The following is a 21,938-nucleotide window of genomic DNA, read 5'->3' as shown; positions in this document are numbered from 1 at the left end:
GGCGTAAGCGGTGGACGAGGGCAGCCGCAACGTCGTCGCGTTCTTGGGTGCGTTAACGCAGGCCCAACACACGCTCCTGCAGTTGGCGAACGACCTCGCCGATGGTGGCCTCGTCGCCGACCAACATGAGCCGTATATCCGCATCAGTATGCACGCCTGGCGGTATTTAGAGATCGGGGTCGAGGTCGATACTGCCGTCTGCCGCCGCTACAATCTCCGGCTAACGGTGGACTGGTCTGAAGATCAGTGGAAGATCCAGACGGGCGCAGCCAGCCAAGTCGTTCGTGGTGCTGTATGGGATGCCGAATCGTATCTCCCCGATCAACTCGGGCTGCCGGTACGGTCGGCGACCACACTCGATGGGTTCGCCGTCGAGCTTCGCGAGGCGACCATGAGCGGTTGCCATGCTCTCCGGCAACTACTCGCGTCCGGCAGAGTGGCGGCCCAAGAGGCCGAACCCGGCGCTGCACCTGACACCGCCCGCTGAGTTGTGACGCACCGCTCATCGTGTGATGGCGGTGCAGGTGAGCTTTACGTTCGGCCACCTTCGCGTGCTGGAGCGGGCGTGCGGTGGTGGTGGGCGTGTGGTCCGCGTGAGTAAGCCCCGCTCGTCAGTGGTGGCTCCGCGTGGTGCCGGTCGGGGCGGGCGCGGCTCGTCGCCGCGAGGTGTGGTTGGGCGTGGCCAGCCGCGCATGGGGACACGGCGGTGCGGGTCGGTGGTGCTCCGCGTGGTGCCCACCGGTGGTCGGCGCGGCTCATCGCCGCGTGTGTCGGTGGTGGGCGGCCACCGGTGTGCCGCGGCACGGTGGTGCGGGTCGGTGGTGGCTCCGCGGATGTGCGACGCGGGCGCGGGCTCCGCGGAACCGCAACTGCCCGCGACGAAGCCGAACCCGGCGCTGCACCTGACACCGCCCGCTGACTTGTGACGCACCGCTCATCCGATGATGGCGGTGCAGGTGAGCTGTATGTTCGGCAACCATCGCGTGCAGGAGCGCGCGTGCGGCGGTGTGCGTGTGGTCCGCGGTGGTGAACCGCGCGCGTCGGGCTTCGCGTGGTGCCGGTCGGGTCTGGCGCGACTCATCGCCGCGAGCTTGCGGTTGGGCGTGGCCTCCGATGTGTCGGGACACGGCGGTGCGGGTCGGTGGTGCTCCGCGTGTGGCCCGTGGGTGGTCGGCGCGGCTCATCGCCGCGAGGTGCGGTGGTGGGCGGCCTCCGGTGTGCCGGGACACGGCGCGTCGGGTCGGTGGTGCTCCGCCCAGCCGCGTCGGTGCCGCGGGCTCTGCGGATGCGCGGCGCTCGGCGTGCGACCCCGAACCGCCGAGGGCATCGAGCCGAACCCGGCGCTGCACCTGACACCGCCGGCTGAGTTGGGACGCACCGCTCATCGTGTGATGGCGGTGCAGGTGAGCTTTATGTTCGGCCACCTTCGCGTTCTGGATCGCGCGTGCGGTGGTGGGCGTGTGGTCCGCGAAGGTGACGCCCACGCGTCGGTGGTGGCTCCGCGTGGTGCCGGTCGGGGCGGGCGCGGCTCGTCGCCGCGAGGTGTGGTTGGGCGTGGCCGGGGTGCGGGTGGGGACACGGCGGTTCGGGTCGGTGGTGCTCCGCGTGGCGCGCGTCAGGGCGGGCGCGGCTCGTCGCCGCGAGGTGCGGTGATGGGTGGCCACCGGTGGGCCGCGACACGGCGATTCGAGTCGGTGGGGCTCCGCTCGGCCGCACCGGTGCCGCGGGTTCCGCGGATGCGCCAAGCTCGGCGTGTCGCCCGGAACCGCGGAGGCGAGCGAGCCGAACCCGGCGCTGCACCTGACACCGCCATCAGCCGCCGTTGTGTCGCTCACTCCATCTTGGCGGTGCAGGTGAGCTTTCTGTTCGGCCACCCAGAGGGCGCGTGAGCACGCGTGCGGCGGCGCTGAGCGTGTGGTCCGCATGGGTGAACCTCGCGTGTCGTGCTCCGCGTGGTGCCGGTCGTGTCTGGCGCGGCTCATCGCCGCGAGGTGCGGTTGGGCGTGGGCGGAGGCGCGTGGGGACACGGCGCGTCGGATCGGTGGTGCTCCGCCGATACCGGTCGGTGGGCGGCGCGGCTCATCGCCGCGCGGTGCCGTGGTGGGTGGCCCCCGGTGTGCCGCGGCACGGTGGTGCGGGTCGGTGGTGGCTCCGCGGAACCGCGACGCGGGCGCGGGCTCCGCGGAACCGCACATCCCAGCGCAGAAGCCGAACCCGGCGCTGCACCTGACACCGCCATCTGTTCTGGGACGCACCGCTCATCCGGTGATGGCGGTGCAGGTGAGCTTTATGTTCGGCACCGGAAGGGGGATCGGATGCGGGTGCGGTGGCTTGTGTTCGTCGTGTTACTCGGTGCGGGGTGTGCCGGTTATTGGCTGTCACCCTGGGGCCGGCACGCGGAATCGGCCACACGACAGGAGCGACCGTTCGTCTCCCTGGAAGCCGTCGTGGCCGGATACGATGGGTGGGCGGTCGTGGCCCCGCCCCGATTGCCGGGACCATACCGCAAATCCCTTGCCGGCGGTTCATGTCTCGGTCCAGGTGGGTCGATGATCTGTCGGGCACAGGACGACGACGGCACGGTGATCGAAGAAGTACGGCTGCAGGGCGACCCGGCCTACGCTCAACTGGTCGTGAGCTTGGGCACCGCGAGCGGAGGACGCACTCTCGTCGTCATGCGCCGACCGCGCTGAGGACAGAGCCGAACCCGGCGCTGCACCTGACACCGCCGGCTGACTTGGAACGCATTGCTCATCCGATGATGGCGGTGCAGGTGAGCTTCATTGTTCGGCAACCGAGGGGGAGCCGATGCACGCGAAGGTGCTGGAAACGCTCTCCTACCTGCAGGACGGGCGACGGGATCGCAGGGAGAAGGCCGTGCGTCCGTCCTGGGAGACAATCGAGACCGCGATCCGCCGGCTGGACCGCCGGACCCACCCCATCCTGATCCTGTGGCCGACCGAGGACGAGGCGTGCCACGAATACGACCAGTTCTGCGAGCGGTTCGAGGTGTCCGGTGGCGACGGGGTGTACTGGCTGGCGGGCACCCACGGCGGCTACCTGCAGCGGCGGTTCCAGGACCCGGCCGGCGGCGACCGGGACGTGGAGATCTATGGCCCGCTCATCGAGCAGGGGTTCGGGGACCGTGAGCGGCACATCTGCCGCGACGTGGAGCTGGTGGTGCGGGCCGCCCGGTACTACGCAGAGCGGGGCGGATTCGACCCGTCGGTGCCGTGGGAGGTCGGGCGGCGTGCCTACCTATGCCAGCGGTGCGGTGCCCCGACGCTGGCACGCGAGGATGACCCGCAGCGCGAGGTATGCTATCGGTGCCTGACCCCTGTGGAGCGGAAGGCCAAGTTCGGTTGAGGAGGTCGCGCCGAACCCGGCGCTGCACCTGACACCGCCCGCTGATTCGGGACGCATCGCGGCTCGGGACGTGGCGGTGCAGGTGAGCTTGTTGTTCGGCACCCCGAGGCCGCTCGATGGCGCGTGCGGTGGTGTGCGTGTGGTCCGCGGTGGTAAACGGCGAGTATCGGGCTCCGCGTGGTGCCCGAGTGCGACCGGCGCGGCTCGTCGCCGCGAGCTTGCGGTGGGCGTGGCCGGTGGCGGGGGGGGACACGGCGGTTCGTGGCGGTGGTGCTCCGCGTGGTGCCCGTGGGTGCCGGGCGCGGCTCATCGCCGCGGGTGTCGGTGGTGGGCGGCCACCGGTGTGCCGCGGCACGGTGGTGCGGGTCGGTGGTGGCTCCGCTCGGCCGCGTCGGTGGGCGGGCTCCGCGGATGCGCGGCGCGGGGCGCAGAAGCCGAACCCGGCGCTGCACCTGACACCGCCATCTGATCTGGGACGCATCGCTCATCCGATGGTGGCGGTGCAGGTGAGCTGTTTGTTCGGCCACCCGAGGGCGCTCGACCGATGGAGCCGCAGCCGTCGCGTTCGGTCGCTGAGGCACTGGCCGACGTCTGGTCGTGGCACCGCACGCCGCGTTTCCTCGACTACGTGGCCGACTCATTCGGGGTCCGCGTCGCCGACCTCGCCGCGTTCGACGCGCTGTACATCTACCAAGTCGCGGACGGCGACCTGGAGCGCGGGCAGTTCGACCACGGCAGCACCTTCCAGTGGTGGGAGGTGACGGACGCCGGGGTGCGGGAGTGCGGCCGGCCCGGCCGGTTGCTCGGCTGGCGAGACGCCCCCGAGAAGGTGCGGGGGTCGTTCTACCGCTGGCCGTACGTCAGCTTCCTGCACTGCGGGGAGCGGGTCGGGTTCGGCGAGTGCTTCGGGCCGGCCCTGCTTAACCGCAAGGCCGGGCAACTCGCCGCCGGGCCAGGCGGCATCGAGCTTGCCGGCGTGCAGGTGGTCTGGCGGGGGTAGCCCAGACGCCGAACCCGGCGCTGCACCTGACACCGCCATGTAGTTTGGATCGCATCGCTCATCCGGTGATGGCGGTGCAGGTGAGCTGTTCGTTCGGCAACAGAGGCAGTGCGAGATGCGGCGGTGGAAGTGTGTCGTCGGCTTGCTCGCCCTGGCCGCGTTGCTGTTGGCCCGCGGGTGCGTGGCCGGGTTCGTCGCGCTCGACCGGTATCTCGACCCGTTCGACGACCGCCCATTCAGCCCGGCGGCGTGGGCGGCCGCCGACGAGCGGGGGCGGGGGCCGATGGCCCGTGACGCCATCCGCCACCTGCCCGCTGGGACGCCCAAAGAGCGTGTGCGGGAACTGCTGGGCGAGGGCGAGCCACCGTCGCGTGACCCGCGGGGGCCGGTGGACGGGTACGGCGTTCGACTGGACCACCCGGAGACGTGGGTGTACTGGCTGGGATGCTGGAGCGGCCTCGGCCCATACGGCTTCGACGACGCCTTCCTGTACGTTCACTTCGGCCCGGATGGTCGGGTCGTGGCGGCCGAGGTCAACGGCGGGTAGCTGGGGGCTGCGCAGATGCCGAACCCGGCGCTGCACCTGACACCGCCCGCTGATTTGTGACGCGTTGCTGACGGTATGATGGCGGTGCAGGTGAGCTTTATGTTCGGCCACCCTCGCGTTCCTGAGCGCGCGTGCGGCGGTGGTGTGCGTGTGGTCCGCGTGGGTGAACCCCACGTGTGGTGCTCCGCGTGGGGCCGGGCGGGGCTGGCGCGGCTCGTCGCCGCGAGGTGCGGGTGGGCGTGGCCGGGGGCGCGTGGGGACACGGCGGTTCGAGTCGGTGGTGCTCCGCGTGGTGCCCGTGGGTGCCGGGCGCGGCTCATCGCCGCGCGTGGCGGTGGTGGGTGGCCTCCGGTGGGCCGCGACACGGTGCGTCGAGTCGGTGGTGCTCCGCACGCCCGCACCGGTGGCACGGGCTCCGCGGATGCGCGACGCTCGGCCCGTGGCCCGGAACCGCGGTGGTGAGCGAGCCGAACCCGGCGCTGCACCTGACACCGCCATCTGGTCTGGGACGCAACGCTGACGGTATGATGGCGGTGCAGGTGAGCTGTTCGTTCGGCAACCATCGCGTGCATGAGTGCGCGTGCGGCGGTGCGAGGCGTGTGGTCCGCGGTGGTGAAACCCTTGTGTCGGGTTCCGCGGGGTGCCGGTCGTGTCTGGCGCGGCTCGCCGCCGCGAGGTGCGGTTGGGCGTGGCCGGCGGCGCGTGGGGACACGGTGGTTCGGGTCGGTGGTGCTCCGCGTGGCGCCCGCTGGTGGTTGGCGCGGCTCGTCGCCGCCAGGTGCGGTTGGTGCCAGCCTCCAATGGGCCGGGACACGGCGGGTGGGTCGGTGGTGCTCCGCTCGGCCGCGACGGTGGGCGGGCTTCCGCGGAGCCGCGATGCTGAGCGTGCCACCTCGGAACCGCCGAGGGCATCGAGCCGAACCCGGCGCTGCACCTGACACCGCCCGCGAGTTTGTGACGCATCGCTCCCTGGGAGGGGGCGGTGCAGGTGAGCTATTTGTTCGGCCACCCTCGCGTGCTGGAGCGCCCGTGCGGCGGTGTGCGTGTGGTCCGCGTGGGTGAACCCCGCGCGTCGGGCTCCGCAGAGTGCCGGTGGGCGCGGGCGCGGCTCGTCGCCGCGAGGTGCGGTTGGGCGTGGCCGGGATGCGGGTGGGGACACGGCGGTTCGGGTCGGGGGTGCTCCGCGTGGTGCCCGCCGGTGGTCGGCGCGGCTCATCGCCGCGAGGTGCGGTGGTGGCCGGCCTCCGATGGGCCGCGACACGGCGCGTGGGGTCGGTGGTGCTCCGCTCGGCCGCATCGGTGCCGCGGGCATCCGCAGATGCGCGGCGCGGGGCGTGTGCCCCGGAACCGCGGACGTGAGCGAGCCGAACCCGGCGCTGCACCTGACACCGCCGGCTGATTCGGGACGCACCGCTCATCGTGTGATGGCGGTGCAGGTGAGCTTTACGTTCGGCAAGACCAGCCGGAGGCGCGGATGCGGTGGCTCGGCTGTGTGGCACTGGGGTTCGCTGCTGCCGTGGCCGGCGGGTTTGCGTTCATGCAGGTCGGGGAGATCGTCTTTGCGTTCACGGACACGTTCGCTCCCGGCTTCTTCCCGGGTTGCTACCCCGGGCTAATCCGGTACAGCTCGCCCGAGTTCGACGCCCCACGCAAGCATGCGTGGGCGGACATGGTGGGCGGCTCCGCCCTGTGCGGCGCGGCGTGCATCGGGTCGGTCACCGTGCTCATCCGGGGGCTGCGTCTGGGGGGCGCCGTGTCGGTCCTGCGGGCATACCTGATCGTGTGCCTGAGTGGCCTCGCCGGGGCGTGTGCCGGCGGCGGGGGCGGTTATCTCCTCGGAGCGGCGGCCCCCGGGTACTCCCGCCGAGCATTTTCGGCCGGTGGGGACGTGGTTCAGCCCTCTGCACGTGGGCATCGGTTCGGGCGTGTCACAGGGGCTGCTCGTGGGGCTGGTGGTCGGAGCGGTGGCCGCCGTGGCCGTGGCGTGGCGCCGGGAGCAGATTCCGGCACCCACGGCTCACCAAAAGCACGCCGAACCCGGCGCTGCACCTGACACCGCCATCTGATTCGGGACGCATCGCTCATCCGATGATGGCGGTGCAGGTGAGCTGTTCGTTCGGCCACCCGAGGAGCGATTGGTGTTTGCCAACGCCATTTTGACTCCAGAGCCAGACTGGGAAACTAGTACCCCTGGCGAAGTGGCGATCTGGGGTGCCTGCTTGGCATTGGCTGCGGTATTGGTGGGATGGCTCCTCATCGCGCTCTACACCGGCGTGTGGCCGCAGCGGCCGCGCTTCGTGGTCATGTTCCTTCTCGCATCCGTGGCGCTGGTGTTCGGGGCCACGATCATCGCCACGCTCGGCCATGTGCGGCACGCTCAGGAAAGGGTAAGGAACCAACGCGAACGAGAGGAGTCGGAGCGCAAGCATGGGGTAGAGAAGGCGCCGCCTTGACCGGAGCTGTGCCAGGAGAGTTGGTGTTCCCGATGCGTGGCTCAAGAGTTGGTGAGCCTCGGTCGTCACCGAGGTGTGCAGCAATGAGAAAGCCGAACCCGGCGCTGCACCTGACACCGCCCGCTGATTCGGGACGCATCGCTGATCCGGTGATGGCGGTGCCGGTGAGCTTTCTGTTCGGCCACCCAGAGGGTTTTCGAGTGGCGGTGCGGCTTGCCACATTCGAGCGTGATTACTGGCAAATCGACTCCGGTGAGGAGTTGAGCCGACAGCACCCCGACACGTTCTGGGTGCCCCCGCTCGACCAGCGCCGCGGCCTCAAGCGCGGCGACGCCGCTAAGCTGCTGTTCCATATCGAGGCTTACGAGAACGACGGGTCGGTCGGGGTGCGGTCGGAGCGTATGTGGGTGCTCGTGGCCGAGCGGGTCGGCGACACGTACATCGGCATCCTGGACAACCAGCCAGCGTGCCTCGAACGGTCCGACCGGGTGTACCTGTGCTTCGGGGCTGAGGTACCGTTCCGGGCGGAGCACGTGCTCGACATCGGCCACCCGCCGCCCGAGTACGTCGCCTGGCAGTTGGGTCAGCCGCCGGATCGAGTGTGGCCCCGCGACTACTGGCGGGATAGCGCAGAAGCCGAACCCGGCGCTGCACCTGACACCGCCATGTGATTCGGGACGCGTCGCTGACTGTATCATGGCGGTGCAGGTGAGCTCATTGTTCGGCGGCGGAGGCGGAAGTGACCGGGTCCACGACACGGTTTGCAAGTTGGGGTATCATGATAGACCGCGGCTCGAAGAAATAACGGCCGTGCGAGCCACACAAGTCGTTGGTGGAGATCAGGTATGGCACGCCCCAATAACGCTCGTCCCGAAGTCGCAGCGAATAAGGCGTACCTGGACGGGGTGGCCAAAACGTTGGTCGAGAGGCTGTTCGGACCCGATGGGCCGCCGTGGGGCACGACGTTCGAGGAACTCGAAGAACTGGTCGTCCAGTTGGGCCAAACGGTGTCACGCGAACTGCTCCGCCAAGCTCTCCAGAAACAAGCGGCCGGCACCATACCCGCCGAGAGACAACAATGCCCGGGGTGCCGACAGACGCCATCACCCGGTGATCCCGAACCACGCATCCTCACCACGCGGGTCGGGGAAGCGGAGTGGAGCGAACCGTCGGCCTACTGCACCGCCTGCCGGCGGGCTTTTTTTCCCTCAGTCGGCGAGTCTGGCGATTGACCGCGGCGGGCAATCCCCGGCCCTGTTGAAGAAAGTCGTGTTCGCGGGCACCCGGTGCGGATCGTTTGCGCTGGCCGCTGAGGCCCTGCGGGAACTGGCCGAGGTTCCGGTTCCGGTCAAGCAGGTCGAGCGACGAACGCAACAGATCGGTACCGAGCGGTGTGCCGAACGCGATGCCGCCGTCGCGGCTTACGAGTCCTTGCCTCTGGTTGAACGCAAGAAGGCGCCTCCGGATGTCGTGCCCCCGCCGATTGCGGTGGTCCAGATGGACGGCGGAAGGCTTCAGATCCGGAACCCGACGTCACCGGAACAGCCGAAGGGCTCCGCGGTCGCGACGCCGGTACCCCCGAAGAAGAAGAAGAAGGGGGAGCATTGGCGTGAGGACAAGGTGGGTTTGCTGGCCTCAATGGCGAGTGTGTCCGACACGGACGACCCGTGCCCGCAAATTCCCACGCACTATATCGACCCCGAGCGGATCCCGCGTCTGGCCCAGGAAATCAAGTCGGAATCGAAGGCCGCCGGGCGTGAGCCGGCCGGTGACGCGGTCGCCCCGGTCGATCCCCAACCGGTGCCCGAGGCGACCGGCCGGTACGAACCGCCCGAGTTGGTCGTGCGGAGCGTGGTGAGCACCAAGCAGGGGGTCGAGGTGTTCGGTGGGTTGCTGGCGGCCGCGGCTTGGGCCCGTGGGTTCTACGGGTCGAAACGCCGGGTGTTTCTGGGCGACGGGTCGAATGCCAACTGGGGCGTGTGGGAACGGCACTTCTCGAGCTTCACGCCGGTGGTCGATTTCATCCACGCGTTGGCGTATGTGTACGGTGCCGCGATGGCGGGTGGTCCGTTTGGGGAGGGTTGGTCCCGATATGTGCAGTGGATCGAGGCGCTGTGGCGTGGGGATGTTGCGACGGTCGTGTCGGGTCTGGAGTCGCGGCAACAGGTTCTCGGGATGCCCGAGGCGACCGACGGCGAGACGCACCCGCGGGTGTGCGTAGCCGAGGCCCGGTGCGACTTCGAGAACCAACGGGGACGTATGAAATACGCGGAGTATCGCCGGGCCGGTCTGCCGATCACCACCAGCCACGTGGAGTCGACGATCAAGCAGATGAATCATCGGGTCAAGGGGTCCGAGAAGTTCTGGTCCGAGCCGGGCGCCGAAGCGATCCTCCAACTCCGGGCCGACCTGCTCAGCGAAACCGCACCGCTCGATGACTTCTGGAATCCAGTAGTTTCAAGTTGGGCGATTTATGAGTAGCGGGCCGCATGGGTTTACCGGTCAATGGTGGTTACCACGCCTCCACTGTCGGAGCCCCCATGCGACCCAAACGTCAGTCTATCCGAGCCACCCCGGCCCACGCCACCCGGCACCTCCGTCCGGTCCTGACCGACTGGCTCGGCCGTGCGGTCCAACTGCCCAAGCGTCGCCGCACCTGTACACCCGAGGTGGTGTGGCGGGTGGTGCTGTTCGCCGCGGCGTTCGCCCGCTCGGTGGCCGCGGCCTGTGCCGCGATCGCCGACGCCCCGTCCGGGCAGGCCATCTGGGATTGCTTGTACCTCACGCTGCCCAAGCGGCGCCGCACCCTCGAGCGGCGGTTGCGGCCGGCCCTCCACGCCCCGCTCGGCAAGCGGAAGCGGGCGGCTCGGGTCGCGATCGACTACCACCGGATCGGGTACTTCGGGACGCCGAACCGGGACACCACCCGGTCCAAGGGGGCCGGCGGCACCCACACGTTCCACACGTACGCCACCGCGTGCCTCGTCGGGGGACCGGACCGGTACACGCTCGGGTTGACGGCCGTGGGCGAGAAGGAGCCGATGACCGCGGTGCTCACCCGGCTGTTGGATCAGGTGACGGCGGCACGGGTTACGGTCCGGGTCGCGCTGCTGGACAAGGCGTTCTTCTCGATCGCGGTGATGCGGTTGCTCCAGGCGCGGGGTGTGCCGTTCGTGATCCCGGCCGTGGTCCGGGGCCGCAAGCCCCGGCCCGGGGTGAAGGGGGTCGGGTTGCGGGCCGTGCGGCGGCGGGGCGCGGGTCGATATGCGTACACCCACGCGGATCGGGGCACCTCGGTGCGGGTGCACGTGGTGATCGCTCACAAGAGCTACCGGTACCGGCGGACCGGGGGCCGGCGGAGCAAGAAGTTACTGTACGCGGTGTGGCGGGTGAGCGGGAGCCCGGTGGCGATTCGGGACCTGTACCGGACCCGATTCGGGATCGAGAGCAGCTACCGCCAGTTGGGGCAGGTTCGGCCCCGGACCTCGACCACCGATGGGGTCGTGCGACTCCTGTGGGTGGCCGTCGGGCTGATCCTGCGTAACGCCTGGTTGTGGTCCCGCTCAGCCCGCGGCCTCGGGTGGACACTGGCGGCGGTATGCCTGATACTGTTGGCCGATGGGCTGGCACCTACAGATGGCGAAAATAAGTCCATTACTACTGCACGATCGGCCAACAAAACCAAGCCGCCAACTTGAAACTACTGGAATCGACGACAAGCCAACATCACCGGCGAACGCCGACACAGACTCGCTGGGTAGGCGCAAAGCATGTCGTACACCCATGGTGATGTGCCCGGTCAACATCTCGTCGCCGCCTATGCTCCGGCCGTTGAAGCCGTACTCGCCCAGGTTCGCGTTGACTCCAAGACCAACGAACACAAGGCGGCTCTGGGATTGTTGGGGATCCTGCCGCTCCAGGGCAAAGTTGTGGTCGGCGATGCGATGTTCTGCCAGCGGGACCTGGCGGAACAGGTGATCGACAGGGGTGGCGATTACCTGCTCGTCGTGAAGGGCAACCAATCCGGATTGGAGGTCGATATCGAGGGCGGATTCGCCTTTGAAACGGCCGCCCGAGGGCTCGCGGCGGCCACTTCCCCCTGAAGACGTCCACTTCTCGGCACCGGCGGACCGAGTCGTGACGACATCGGAGAAAGGTCACGGTCGGATCGAGAAGCGGACGCTGGAGACGACACCGATCGTGACGGTGGGTCAGAAGTGGAAGGGCCTGAAGCAAGGTCTGCGAATCACGCGTGAGCGGGCGGTGAAGGGTAAGAAGACGGTGGAGGTGGTGTACGGGATCACGAGCCTGTCGATGGCGCGGGCGAACGCGGCGACACTTCTGACGATTCTTCGTGATCACTGGCAGATCGAAAACGGCTTGCATTACGTTCGAGATGTGACGCTGGGCGAGGATGCGTGTCGCGTGCGAAAGGGCACGGCTCCGCAGGTCCTGGCTGCGGTGCGTAACGTTGTGGTTCACCTGCTGGCCAGCGTCGAGGCCAAGAGCCGGCCGGAGGCTATTGAACTCCTCCAACTCCACCCCGAGAACGCGAGGAACCTTATCGGCATCCCCCAGAGTGAATAAAGGAATGGCCCTGTCATGCCCAGGGCCGTTCCTTATTTCACCTTGTCGCGTGCAGGCTTGTTGGGTAGCGGGGCACTCCTTCGGCCCGAGGTGCTCGATGCCCGCGCGCGCTGGCAGTATGAGTAGTAGTCAACGGTCCCCGACCCGCGCGGGTTGCAGGGCCGGATCCACCCGCTGCCGGCGGTCCTCGGGTTGGTCGCGTTGGCGGTGCGGATGGGCCGCACGGGCCTCCAGGGGATCGCCCGGTTCGGGCGCCAGTACGGGACCCCGTTGGCTCACGCGCGCGGGTTCCGGCGGGGTCAAACGCCGTCCGCGTCGACCCTGTCCCGGACCTTGCGGCGGATCGCCCCCCAGCAACTGGAGGCGGCCCTGGGCCGGTGGATCGCGGGCCGCCTGACCCCGGACGCCCGCGCGCATGTGGCCCTGGACGGCAAGTGCCTGCGCGGGAGCCGGGGCGGGCACGTGCCGGGCCCGCACCGGGTGGCCCGGCACGTGCCCGCCCGCCGCGGCGGTGCTCGGCCAGATCCGGGTGGACGCCCAGACGAACGAGCACCAGGCGGCCCTGGCGTTGCTCGGGATCGGCTCGGTGCTCACCGGGGGTGCCACGTTCTGCCCGCGGGACGTGGCCGCGGCGGTGGTCGACGGCGGGGCCATTACGTGCTCACGGCCAAGGACAACCAACCCGGCCTGGTGGCCGACATCGAGGCCGGGTTGGGGTTCGAGGACGCCGCCCGAGGGCTCGCGGCGGCCACGTCCCCCTGAGCCGGTCCCGACGCCCGAGCAACTGGGGCGCCCGGCCACGTCGGTGGCCCGGGGCACGGGCGGATCGAGACGCGGACCGTGCGGGCCACCCCGCTGCTGACGTGCCACGATCGGTGGACCGGATTGAAGCACGGGTCCCGCATCACCCGTGCGCGGACGGTCAAGGGTGTGACCACCGTGGAGGTGCTGCACGGGATCACCAGCTTGACGGTCGAGCGGGCCGACGCGCGAGCACTTCTGGGCCTGGTGCGGTCCCATTGGCGCATCGAGAACCAACGCCACGACGTGCGCGATGTGACCTTGGGCGCGGATGCGTGCCGGGTCCGCAAGGGGGCCGCACCGCAGGTGCTCGCGGCCCTCCGCAACGCCGCCATTCACCGGCTCGCCACCGTACCCGCCGACCGCACGCCCGAAGCACTCGAATGGCTCCAGCGACACCCCGAACACGCGCACAACCTTATCGGCATCACCCAACGTGAATAACGGAACGGCCCTGGAGTTTCGCGCACAAGGAATTACACCGCCGCGTGTTCCGGCTGCAACGCGAGTCGGGCTCGGAGGGACGCACACGCCTCGTCGAGCCACTCCGGCGCGGGTAACCCGTAGGGGCGGAACTTCTCGGGCCGGTCCTGTTCGTCCTGGAGGTACAACGCCCGGTGCCGGCCCAACTTCGAGGCGGTCGGCGCGTCCATCAGGGTACTGGAGTCGGTCGCGCTCATCTGGAACAGCACCCGCAGTGCGAACTCGCGCAGGAGCGGTCGGTCGAACGCGCGGTTCAGGTTCACGAGCGAGTCGCACCACACGACCGCGTGAACGCCAGAGAGCGGGCCGTCCTTCAAGATCGTTGCGAGCCGCTCGGCGGGGGACGGCTCGCGCTCGCCGCGGCGCCCGAAGCTGAAATCGTCCTCGGCTTTGCGCAGCTCGCGGAACCGGTGGATTCCGAAGATCAGCACGAACCGCGGCGTGCGCTCGCTTTCTCCCTTTTGGCGCTTATCGATCTCCCCCGTAAGTTCGGCGAGTGCGGCGGGTAGGCCGGCACGGTTCGGGGCGGTAGCGGAAGGCAACTTCTCGGTGAACTTGCGGAGGTATTCGGCTTCGTCCGCGTCGTCCGGGGTGCCGTCGAGGAGGGTGAACTTCGTTTCGGGCGCCTGAGCCGCGAGGCTGAGTACCGAGGAGACGAACAGCGCCCGGGCGACCTCCTCGCTCTGGCCGATCATGAGCAGGTTCGAGCCGCCATGGGCGCGGAACAGGGCCGCCGTCGGCTCCTTGATGGCCACCGGATCGCCGAGCCACGCGGTCGGCACTTTCACGGGCGCCGGTTCGCGCAACTGCTTCGCCAGCGGGCGGTTGTTCGCGAGCACTGCGGCCGAGTTCCCGCTGAACACCAGCGGCGCGGGCCACCGGTCGCCGGCCCGCGCGTGGAGCTCTTCGAGCACCTGCTCGCGCTTCTCCTCCGCGAGCCACACCACCTGGAACGGGTCGTTCCCTTCGACCATGCCGTTCTGGTCGTTGTAGATCGCCTCCCCGGGCCGCGACAGCAACCGGGCGGCTGTGTTGTCCTTGCTGAGGATCATTTGCGCGTCGGCGTCGGAGCACTGGAGCGCGACGCGCACTGCCATCTGGTCGATGGTGCTTCGCGCGAGGGAGTACGAGCCCCCGAGCGTTTGCGAGCCGAGCAGGACGTGCATCCCGAAGGCGCGGCCCTGGCGCACCAGCCGGTCGAGCAGGAGCGACGCCTCTTGCGCGAGCTTATCATCCTCGGTGAAGAACGCCTGAAACTCGTCGATCACCAGGAGAATGCGCGGCGTCTTCTCGTGCGGCACGGCCGCGCGGTAGCCGGCCAGGTCGTTGACGCCGGCGTCACGGAACTTCTCGCCGCGCTCGCGCAGGACGCCGTCCAGGCGCTGGAGCACGCTCAGCCCGAACTCGCGCTCGCTCTGGATCGCCACGACCCGCGCGTGCGGCAACCGGTAGTTGGCGTACCACTGGAACTCGACCCCTTCCTTGAAGTCGATCAGATAGAGTTCCGCCTCGTCGGGGCTGTAGGTGAGAGCGAGGTTCGTAATCAGCGCGTGCAGCAGAGTGGACTTGCCGGACCCGGTCTTCCCCGCGATCACGGCGTGCTGCGCCGTTCCGCGACCGAGCGAGAACAGTTGCTTCCGCGTCGCGCCCGCGCGGCCCACGGCCACGTCGAAACTCTTCGCCGCGCTGCCGGTCCAGACGTCCTCGGGCCTGGGGGCGATGTACTCGAAGGGCACCTCCACCCGGGCCGCTTCCTTGCTGCCTTTGCCGACCCGCTGAACGATGCTGGCGATCGTTGCCGGCTCCGGCGGGCGGTCGAGTGCCGGCACGAACGGGGCCAGCACGGGGTCTTTCGGCACGAACGTGTTGTCCTTCCAGACGAGCGTGTAGCTGGCGGCTTCGAGGTCCGCGATGTTGAAGTCGCGCGGCATCGCGGCGCGCGTGTCCGCCGTCACCAGCACGCACACGCCGCACGACGGGCCGCTGTTCGCGAGGCTGACGAGGCGCTTGGCCGCCTCCGGGGTGAAGTTGTTCGGGAAGTTCGCGACCACCAGCACGCGGTACGGCTCGGCCACCTCGCCTGCCGCCTTGTTGTACTCCTCGATCGACTTGTACTGGTTGCGCAGGTACTTCTGGATCACGCTCGCGGTGTGGTCGGTCAGGTCCGAGAGCCGCGCCTCGATGTCGCGCGGGTCGGTCCAGATTTTCGAGGTGACCAGCTTCTCGTCGTAGTCCGCGAGGTGCATGAACGCGGCGAAGCTGTCGCCGAGGCTGACCGGATCGACGATTGTGAACCGGACCTTGCCGGCCGGCAGGCCGGTGAGGAACCGCAGCATCATCGCTTGCAGGGCCGAGATGCCCGCGGCGCGGCCCTCGTCGCGGCACCGCATCAGCACCGAACACCGGTCCGGGAAGGGCAAGTACGCCGGCACCTCGCCGCTCAGCGCCGCCGCCGGCGCCAGGCGCGGGTCGGTGGGTACGGCATCGGTGATCGTACCCAGATCGACAATCACCGAGCCGAAGCGGATGCCCGCGGGGACGCGGTCCGCGAGCGGGCGGTTCGGTGTGAACGCGTCCCACGCGGGGAACGCGGCGCCCGCGGCCCGGAGTTCCTCAAAAGTGCCGGCCACGCTTTGGGTGGTGGCGTTCCAGGCGCCCGCCATTTTCTCCCACTGGGCGTCGCGGGCCGCGGTCAGTTGGGCCATTCGTTCGGCGAACGTCGCCTCCGCGGCGGCCAACTCGCCGCCTCTGCGCGATTCGGTTTCGGCCTTCTTGGTGTTGTACTGGTTGTCGGCGGTGCGGGTGTCGGCGTCGCGCTTGTTCCGGAGCCGCTCCGCCGCCGTTGCGAAGTCGGAGTCGAGCCGCCGCAGCTCGTCTTCGAACTGCCTCTTTTGTGACGCCAGTAACGGCTTGTAGTGCTCCTCGGTGCGCTGCCGGTCCCGGTCGTGCTTTTCGTTCAGACGCCGGATCTCGGCCGCGTGCTGCGCCGTCGCGAACTCCCGGAGCAACTGGCACGCACGCGCCGCCTCCGCGAGCTGCTGCGCGATCACTTTCCCTTCGCGGAGCGTTGTCCGTTTTCCGAGCCAGCGGAGCAGGACCCACGATCCGAATCCGAGCACCACGGCGGCGCCGCCGGTGATCGCCCCGGCCGTGGCGACGTCCGGCACGGCCGCGAACGAACTCGCACCGACGCCCGCGAACAGCGCCAGCAGCACGGGAAGGCGCAGCGGCGAGCCCCACGACGGCGTTTTCGCCCGTGCCAGCCGCTCGACGCTCTTGTCAGCGGCGCCGAGCCACTTGTTCATCCGCTTGATGGGGTCGTCGTCGCCAGGTTCCGGCAGCGCTTCGGCGGACTCGACGGCCGCCCGTGTCACCCGCCCGCGCTTCAGGAGCGGTTCGGCGTCCGCCCACAGCGATTCCACCTGTTCGGCCCCCGCGGCGGCCTTGCGCTGCAGCGTGTCGTGTTGGTCCCGCGCGGTCTTCTCGCCGGCTTCAAGGAGCGTGTGGTGGCTCCACAACTGCTCGTCGAACTTGGCCTGCCCGCTCTTCTCCGCGGCATGGAACCGGTCGATGAGGAGCTTGCGCCGCTCCTCGCGGGTGCGGTCCTGACGCACCTGCTCGGCGGTGAAGTCGGTGGCGATACGCGCGAGCGTGGTGGCACGCTCCGTGTCGAGTTCGGTGAGCTCCGCTCCAAGGGCGGCGGCGTGCGCCTTCCGCGTGCGGGCGATGTCCCGCTCGGCCTTGTCGCGGGCGGTTTCGAACGCGGCGGTCAACTCGGCTTCGGCGGCGGCGCGCTCGCGGGCGGCGTCGGAGAGGCCCGCGAGCGCGGCCCGCTGGTGATCGAACAAGTTGTCGGGCATGGATGCACCGTGCGTAAGTGGGCGACGTGCGGGCGCACTCAGGAAACGTGAACGCCAACGACCCGACGACGGGTCACGACGGGAACTCGCACTCCAGGCGGATCTGGGTGAACAGCACCGCGAGCTGGTCGATGGCCCGTAGCGCGTCGCTGACCGCGTGGTCGAGCGGTTCCACCACCTTCTCCTCGTGCTCCCGGTGGACCTGGTCGTCCCAGGAGGTGAACGTTTCGTCCCATTTGGCGCGGGCGGTCTTTTGTGCGTCGTAGATCTGGCTGCGGGTGGCACCGAACTTCATGACCGGCCCTCACCGACTGGACCCGTTCCCGCACCGGAGGGAAGGGGGGAGGAATGAACTTCCGGGACGGCCGCCGAATCGGCCCCCGCGCTTTCCGCCCCCGCCGGGGGCGTGTCCGCCGCGCCTTTTGTTTCGGCAGCCGGCGCCGGTAGCGCCGCCGGCGCCGGGGCGTAGTCCGTGCGCAGCCCCGCGTAGCTCTCCAGGGCCGCGATCCGCCGGTTCAACGCGGTCAAAGCGTTGGGCAAGTCGGATTCGAGCATCGACTTGAGCCGGCGGGACGAGCCGGTGAACGTTTCGTCCACCATTTTCGGCAGGCGGCCGAGCCACCGGCGCACCGTGACGACCTTCTCTTCGGCGTGCTCCAGGCGCGCCTTCGCGAGCCGGAGGGCCTTCTCCTGGACGGTGCAGTCGGGCTCGCGGCCGTCCCAGTTGGGGAACTTCCGCTGTGAAAGCTCGGCCTTCGCGCGAACGACCTCTTCTTCGCAGTCGCGCACGGCCCGCTGCCACCGCTTGAGCTGCTCCTCTAGCCAGTCGTACGCGCGGCGGATCTCGAGATCGACGCCGGCCATCGCCTCGTCGAGCCCGTCGCGGTAGTTCGTGAGGGCCGCGTGCCAGTCGATGACCGCGGCGATCGAGCGGACGTCGGCGCTCATGAAGGGTTCCGGGCTCAGGTCAGCAGGTCGTCAGTTCCCAACCGCCGGCGGTGTGCGGGCGGCCCGGCGTGCCGCGGCACTAACGCTGGGACAGGTACTCTTCGATCCGCTCGGCCTTACGGAGCAGGAACGGCACGTGCTCTTCCGACATCGTGAGGAACCGCTCCATCACGAGCATGGTGGCCTCGAACTCTTGTCGGAACCGGTCGTGCTCCTGGTCGCGCCAACTGTCCCCGAGCGCGGTGAGCTGCCCGTGCAACCCGGCGAGCGCGGACTGCATGTCGGCGTTGAACCGCTTGAGGCTGCTGGCGAACCGGCGCACCTCGGCCGGGTCCACAATGGCCTGTGACATGGCGTCGGAACTCCGCGGGCGAAAGACGTGGAAGGGAGCCCACTCATCTTATCACAGCTCGGCGGCGAATGTTGGCGCGAGTTTTTCGTGAAACTGGTGCGCGGTGCTTCGTGCGACACGGAAACGGTTCTGACGGCGGTGACCCGGGCCGCTGCTGCTCGCACGACCCGCGCGGCACGCTAAAAGTGTTGGTAGTCCAGCGGTCTGCGGTCGCGTCGATCCGCGAAATGTGGTTGGAGAAATGAGGTTGGCGAACCGGTCCGAAAACTGATCGGGACCCCGTTCGCCCAACTCACCCGACACTTGGTTGTGGGGGACGTGTTGCGAAGTCAGAAGGCTGGTCGCTCGTGCCGGGCGGTTCCGTCGTGCACCCAGGGCCGTTCCGTTATTCACGTTGGGTGATGCCGATAAGGTTGTGCGCGTGTTCGGGGTGTCGCTGGAGCCATTCGAGTGCTTCGGGCGTGCGGTCGGCGGGTACGGTGGCGAGCCGGTGAATGGCGGCGTTGCGGAGGGCCGCGAGCACCTGCGGTGCGGCCCCCTTGCGGACCCGGCACGCATCCGCGCCCAAGGTCACATCGCGCACGTCGTGGCGTTGGTTCTCGATGCGCCAATGGGACCGCACCAGGCCCAGAAGTGCTCGCGCGTCGGCCCGCTCGACCGTCAAGCTGGTGATCCCGTGCAGCACCTCCACGGTGGTCACACCCTTGACCGTCCGCGCACGGGTGATGCGGGACCCGTGCTTCAATCCGGTCCACCGATCGTGGCACGTCAGCAGCGGGGTGGCCCGCACGGTCCGCGTCTCGATCCGCCCGTGCCCCGGGCCACCGACGTGGCCGGGCGCCCCAGTTGCTCGGGCGTCGGGACCGGCTCAGGGGGACGTGGCCGCCGCGAGCCCTCGGGCGGCGTCCTCGAACCCCAACCCGGCCTCGATGTCGGCCACCAGGCCGGGTTGGTTGTCCTTGGCCGTGAGCACGTAATGGCCCCCGCCGTCGACCACCGCCGCGGCCACGTCCCGCGGGCAGAACGTGGCACCCCCGGTCAAAACCGAGCCGCCCACCGGGACGATCCCGAGCAACGCCAGGGCCGCCTGGTGCTCGTTCGTCTGGGCGTCCACCCGGATCTGGCCGAGCACCGCCGCGGCGGGCGGGCACGTGCCGGGCCACCCGGTGAGGTGCTGACGATTTGGCGGACAGCCCAACTGCCTAAGATGGCCATCGCCACAGGAGTTCGGCGATGCCTCGAAAGGCCAGCCCACCGGCACCGACCACGTCCCGACGGAAGTTCACGGAGGAGTTCCGCCGCGAAGCCGTTCAGATGCTCCTGGATGGGCACACGGCGACCAGCGTGGCGGAGCGGCTCGGGCTCGACGACCCCACGCTCCTGTACAAGTGGAAGGCTCGGCAGCTCGAACATGCCGGCCCCGTCGCTTCGACCCTCGAGGATCGCGTGAAGCAACTCGAAGCCGAGTTGCTCCGCGTCACCCGCGAGCGCGACGTGCTAAAAAAGCGCTCGCCATTTTCGGCCGCAACGAGTGAGCGACGTGTATGCCGCCATCGAGGCCATCGCTCAGGACACGAGCATTCCTACGGTCACGATCTGCGACGCGCTCGAGGTGAGTCGCTCGGCGTACTACGACTGGCTCACCCGAGAACCCGGTGCTCGCGAGCAGGAGCTCGACGAACTCACACCCGCCATCGTGGACATCTTCGTGAGGCATCGCCGTCGCTACCGGGCCCGACGCATCGCCTCGGAATTGGCGGACGAGGACATCGTGTGCAGCCCGAAGCGCGTCGCGTGGGTCCTAAAAAGCCAGGGCTTGCGAGCGATCCAGCCGAGGTCGTTCGTACCCAAGACGACCGACTCGCGTCACACCCTGGGGTACAGCCCGAACCTGTTGCTCGAGGCGGATGAGCCGACGCGGGTCGATGAGTTGTGGGTTGGCGACATCACGTACCTGCCGCTGCGTGGCGGCGGGTTCGGGTACCTGGCCGCGTTGCTGGACCGGTACTCGCGTGACATCGTGGCGTGGTCAATTGACGCGACGATGACGGAGCCGCTGGTGCTGGACGTGTTGCGCCGTGCGATCCGCGAGCGCCAACCGAGGGCCGGTCTGGTGCATCACACGGATCGCGGCGGGCAGTACGCCGGCACCGAGTATCGAGCTGTGCTGCGTCGTGCCTCAATGAAGCAGAGCATGAGTCGGGCGGACAACTGCTACGACAACGCGTTCATGGAAAGTTGTTGGAGTTCGATCAAGCGCGAACTCGAAGTGGCCGAGTATGACAGTGTCGTGGCGGCCCGGACGGTCGTCGCGGAGTACGTGAGGCACTACCGACTCGAGCGGGAGCATTCGGCGATCGGCTACCTTACACCCCACCAATTCGTAACCCGCACCATGGCCCAGAACTAAGCAGCTGAACTGTCCGCCAAATCGTCAGCATCCCACCGGTTCGGGCACGGGCAGCGGGTCCATTGCGCGCGCTCGAGCGTCGGCAGTCGTCACCAGGCCCACCATGCTGATGGCGAGCACGAACAGGTGGAGCATTCGCATCGTTGCACCTCTGGGTTGAAACTGGTCACACACAGACGACCTTCGGTGGCAGGATCGAAACGAGTTGCGCCCTCGTGACGCCCTGCCGAACTTGGAATTAGTGACTGTCCCATATGTGGCGGTTGGGTGGGTAGAATGGTCCATGCGAACCCAATCCTACCCGAGCGACGTGACCGACGAGCAGTGGGGGCTCATCGAGCCACACATCCCCGTGTACCCCGGCGGCCGTCCCCGCACCACCGCCCTGCGGGACGTCACCGACGCGGTCTTCTACGTGCTGCGGACCGGTTGCCAGTGGCGGTACCGGCCCAAGGACTTCCCGCCCAAGTCCACGGTCGGGCGGTACTTCGACGAGTGGCGACACAACGGCACCCGCGACACGATCCATGACCTTCTCCGCAAAAAGGTCCGCACCGCCGAGAGGCCGTACTCGCCCCGGACGACCGCGAGCGTGGATAGCCAGTCGGTGGACACGACCTCCGGCGGCGAGGAGCGGGGCCGGGACAACGCCAAGAACGTGGACGGGCGGAAGCGGCACATCCTCGTGGATTCCATGGGGTTGCTGCTGGCCGTGCTGGTGACGGCCGCGAGCGTCGATGATGCCAAGGCGGCGGCCGAACTGTTCGGCCGGCTGGACGAGCAACCGATGGGGAAGGTGCGCCGGGTGTTCGCCGACCGCAAGTACCACAACTACGCCCTGTACGAGTGGGTCGAGACGAACGCCCGGTGGGAGCTGGTCATCGTCCGCCGCCCGGACGGGGCCAAGGGGTGGGTGAAGTTACCGCGGCGGTGGACGGTGGAGCGGACGTTCGCCTGGCTGGGGACGTGCCGGCGGTTGTCCAAGGACCGGGAGAAGACGGTGCGGTCGTCGGAGGCGTTCGTCAAGTTGGCCATGATCCACCTGATGCTCAACCGGCTTGAGCCGAAAGGGGTCGACGCCGAGTTTCAATACCACACGGTGGCATAAATCCCACATATGGGACAGTCACT

General features: G+C 68.9%; 23 protein-coding genes and 2 pseudogenes. 19 read left to right on the top strand and 6 right to left on the bottom strand.

Features of this window, described 5'->3' with window-relative positions; all coding sequences use genetic code 11:
* Positions 1–10 precede the first annotated feature (10 nt).
* From GobsT_RS37990 to GobsT_RS21280, 16 genes and pseudogenes are all read left to right on the top strand, one after another.
* The gene (locus GobsT_RS37990) at positions 11–487 is read left to right on the top strand and encodes a hypothetical protein (RefSeq protein ID WP_010038105.1); all 477 of its coding nucleotides are present in this window, start codon (positions 11–13) and stop codon (positions 485–487) included.
* Between the two features lie 971 nt (positions 488–1,458).
* On the top strand, positions 1,459–1,653 hold the full coding sequence (locus GobsT_RS39830) for a hypothetical protein (protein ID WP_197905096.1): 195 nt from the start codon (positions 1,459–1,461) through the stop codon (positions 1,651–1,653).
* 896 nt (positions 1,654–2,549) lie between these two features.
* On the top strand, positions 2,550–2,693 hold the full coding sequence (locus GobsT_RS37985; RefSeq protein ID WP_157506818.1) for a hypothetical protein: 144 nt from the start codon (positions 2,550–2,552) through the stop codon (positions 2,691–2,693).
* A 115-nt stretch (positions 2,694–2,808) separates the two neighbouring features.
* Complete coding sequence (locus tag GobsT_RS21355; RefSeq protein ID WP_010043207.1) at positions 2,809–3,366, top strand: hypothetical protein; 558 nt, start codon at positions 2,809–2,811, stop codon at positions 3,364–3,366.
* A gap of 544 nt (positions 3,367–3,910) precedes the next feature.
* Positions 3,911–4,366: a hypothetical protein gene (locus GobsT_RS21345; protein WP_010043205.1), complete on the top strand. Its 456-nt coding sequence runs from the start codon at positions 3,911–3,913 to the stop codon at positions 4,364–4,366.
* A gap of 115 nt (positions 4,367–4,481) precedes the next feature.
* Positions 4,482–4,913: a hypothetical protein gene (locus GobsT_RS21340; protein ID WP_010036156.1), complete on the top strand. Its 432-nt coding sequence runs from the start codon at positions 4,482–4,484 to the stop codon at positions 4,911–4,913.
* A gap of 1,880 nt (positions 4,914–6,793) precedes the next feature.
* Positions 6,794–6,979 (top strand): hypothetical protein, encoded by a 186-nt coding sequence (locus GobsT_RS37980; RefSeq protein ID WP_029601031.1) that lies wholly within the window; start codon positions 6,794–6,796, stop codon positions 6,977–6,979.
* A 72-nt stretch (positions 6,980–7,051) separates the two neighbouring features.
* Entirely contained in the window at positions 7,052–7,366 is a 315-nt protein-coding gene (locus GobsT_RS21320; protein ID WP_010043203.1) for a hypothetical protein, read from the top strand.
* A gap of 83 nt (positions 7,367–7,449) precedes the next feature.
* On the top strand, positions 7,450–8,037 hold the full coding sequence (locus tag GobsT_RS21315) for a hypothetical protein (RefSeq protein WP_010043201.1): 588 nt from the start codon (positions 7,450–7,452) through the stop codon (positions 8,035–8,037).
* Between the two features lie 174 nt (positions 8,038–8,211).
* A complete protein-coding gene (locus tag GobsT_RS21310) occupies positions 8,212–8,598 on the top strand; it encodes a hypothetical protein (protein ID WP_148087733.1) in 387 nt (128 codons plus the stop codon).
* Between the two features lie 37 nt (positions 8,599–8,635).
* The gene (locus GobsT_RS21305; protein ID WP_148087826.1) at positions 8,636–9,847 is read left to right on the top strand and encodes a hypothetical protein; all 1,212 of its coding nucleotides are present in this window, start codon (positions 8,636–8,638) and stop codon (positions 9,845–9,847) included.
* 59 nt (positions 9,848–9,906) lie between these two features.
* Complete coding sequence (locus tag GobsT_RS21300) at positions 9,907–11,064, top strand: transposase (RefSeq protein ID WP_010033494.1); 1,158 nt, start codon at positions 9,907–9,909, stop codon at positions 11,062–11,064.
* Between the two features lie 72 nt (positions 11,065–11,136).
* A complete protein-coding gene (locus tag GobsT_RS21295; protein WP_010043197.1) occupies positions 11,137–11,469 on the top strand; it encodes an ISAs1 family transposase in 333 nt (110 codons plus the stop codon).
* 34 nt (positions 11,470–11,503) lie between these two features.
* Complete coding sequence (locus GobsT_RS21290; RefSeq protein WP_010043196.1) at positions 11,504–11,953, top strand: ISAs1 family transposase; 450 nt, start codon at positions 11,504–11,506, stop codon at positions 11,951–11,953.
* Between the two features lie 144 nt (positions 11,954–12,097).
* Positions 12,098–12,715 (top strand): annotated as a pseudogene (locus GobsT_RS21285) (transposase family protein); the annotation flags it as partial.
* A gap of 63 nt (positions 12,716–12,778) precedes the next feature.
* The gene (locus GobsT_RS21280; protein WP_109570954.1) at positions 12,779–13,198 is read left to right on the top strand and encodes a hypothetical protein; all 420 of its coding nucleotides are present in this window, start codon (positions 12,779–12,781) and stop codon (positions 13,196–13,198) included.
* A gap of 32 nt (positions 13,199–13,230) precedes the next feature.
* Here the strand turns inward: GobsT_RS21280 and GobsT_RS21275 are convergent, their stop codons facing one another.
* The 6 genes from GobsT_RS21275 to GobsT_RS37975 form a co-directional block, all read right to left on the bottom strand.
* Positions 13,231–17,097: an FtsK/SpoIIIE domain-containing protein gene (locus GobsT_RS21275; RefSeq protein WP_010035442.1), complete on the bottom strand. Its 3,867-nt coding sequence runs from the start codon at positions 17,095–17,097 to the stop codon at positions 13,231–13,233.
* 73 nt (positions 17,098–17,170) lie between these two features.
* Positions 17,171–17,392, bottom strand: a complete 222-nt coding sequence (locus tag GobsT_RS21270) for a hypothetical protein (RefSeq protein ID WP_010035439.1) — start codon at positions 17,390–17,392, stop codon at positions 17,171–17,173.
* Complete coding sequence (locus tag GobsT_RS21265; RefSeq protein ID WP_010035436.1) at positions 17,389–18,045, bottom strand: hypothetical protein; 657 nt, start codon at positions 18,043–18,045, stop codon at positions 17,389–17,391. The genes GobsT_RS21270 and GobsT_RS21265 overlap by 4 nt, the downstream gene beginning before the upstream one ends.
* Positions 18,046–18,124: 79 nt before the next feature.
* A complete protein-coding gene (locus GobsT_RS21260) occupies positions 18,125–18,397 on the bottom strand; it encodes a WXG100 family type VII secretion target (protein WP_010035434.1) in 273 nt (90 codons plus the stop codon).
* Positions 18,398–18,782: 385 nt separating this feature from the next.
* A complete protein-coding gene (locus tag GobsT_RS21255) occupies positions 18,783–19,202 on the bottom strand; it encodes a hypothetical protein (RefSeq protein WP_109570954.1) in 420 nt (139 codons plus the stop codon).
* A gap of 63 nt (positions 19,203–19,265) precedes the next feature.
* Positions 19,266–19,595: a DDE transposase family protein gene (locus GobsT_RS37975; protein ID WP_085948016.1), complete on the bottom strand. Its 330-nt coding sequence runs from the start codon at positions 19,593–19,595 to the stop codon at positions 19,266–19,268.
* A gap of 35 nt (positions 19,596–19,630) precedes the next feature.
* Between GobsT_RS37975 and GobsT_RS41175 the strand changes: the two are divergent.
* From GobsT_RS41175 to GobsT_RS21235, 3 genes and pseudogenes are all read left to right on the top strand, one after another.
* Positions 19,631–19,822: pseudogene (locus tag GobsT_RS41175) on the top strand (transposase); the annotation flags it as partial.
* A 115-nt stretch (positions 19,823–19,937) separates the two neighbouring features.
* Entirely contained in the window at positions 19,938–20,807 is an 870-nt protein-coding gene (locus tag GobsT_RS21240; RefSeq protein ID WP_197905138.1) for an IS3 family transposase, read from the top strand.
* Positions 20,808–21,090: 283 nt separating this feature from the next.
* Positions 21,091–21,915 carry an IS5 family transposase gene (locus GobsT_RS21235; protein WP_010035390.1) on the top strand — a complete coding sequence of 275 codons (825 nt, stop codon included), beginning with the start codon at positions 21,091–21,093 and terminating at the stop codon, positions 21,913–21,915.
* Positions 21,916–21,938 lie beyond the last annotated feature (23 nt).

It is taken from the genome of Gemmata obscuriglobus (assembly GCF_008065095.1).
Taxonomy (GTDB): domain Bacteria; phylum Planctomycetota; class Planctomycetia; order Gemmatales; family Gemmataceae; genus Gemmata; species Gemmata obscuriglobus.
This window is presented reverse-complemented; position numbering and strand designations above follow the sequence as displayed.

Excerpts from the sequence above, each read along its gene's own strand:
- GobsT_RS37985 (WP_157506818.1), top strand. The coding sequence starts at position 2,550 with ATGATCTGTCGGGCACAGGACGACGACGGCACGGTGATCGAAGAAGTA.
- GobsT_RS21355 (WP_010043207.1), top strand. The coding sequence starts at position 2,809 with ATGCACGCGAAGGTGCTGGAAACGCTCTCCTACCTGCAGGACGGGCGA.
- GobsT_RS21345 (WP_010043205.1), top strand. The coding sequence starts at position 3,911 with ATGGAGCCGCAGCCGTCGCGTTCGGTCGCTGAGGCACTGGCCGACGTC.
- GobsT_RS21340 (WP_010036156.1), top strand. The coding sequence starts at position 4,482 with ATGCGGCGGTGGAAGTGTGTCGTCGGCTTGCTCGCCCTGGCCGCGTTG.
- GobsT_RS21315 (WP_010043201.1), top strand. The coding sequence starts at position 7,450 with ATGAGAAAGCCGAACCCGGCGCTGCACCTGACACCGCCCGCTGATTCG.
- GobsT_RS21310 (WP_148087733.1), top strand. The coding sequence starts at position 8,212 with ATGGCACGCCCCAATAACGCTCGTCCCGAAGTCGCAGCGAATAAGGCG.
- GobsT_RS21300 (WP_010033494.1), top strand. The coding sequence starts at position 9,907 with ATGCGACCCAAACGTCAGTCTATCCGAGCCACCCCGGCCCACGCCACC.
- GobsT_RS21295 (WP_010043197.1), top strand. The coding sequence starts at position 11,137 with ATGTCGTACACCCATGGTGATGTGCCCGGTCAACATCTCGTCGCCGCC.
- GobsT_RS21275 (WP_010035442.1), bottom strand. The coding sequence starts at position 17,097 with ATGCCCGACAACTTGTTCGATCACCAGCGGGCCGCGCTCGCGGGCCTC.
- GobsT_RS21270 (WP_010035439.1), bottom strand. The coding sequence starts at position 17,392 with ATGAAGTTCGGTGCCACCCGCAGCCAGATCTACGACGCACAAAAGACC.
- GobsT_RS21265 (WP_010035436.1), bottom strand. The coding sequence starts at position 18,045 with ATGAGCGCCGACGTCCGCTCGATCGCCGCGGTCATCGACTGGCACGCG.
- GobsT_RS21260 (WP_010035434.1), bottom strand. The coding sequence starts at position 18,397 with ATGTCACAGGCCATTGTGGACCCGGCCGAGGTGCGCCGGTTCGCCAGC.
- GobsT_RS21235 (WP_010035390.1), top strand. The coding sequence starts at position 21,091 with ATGCGAACCCAATCCTACCCGAGCGACGTGACCGACGAGCAGTGGGGG.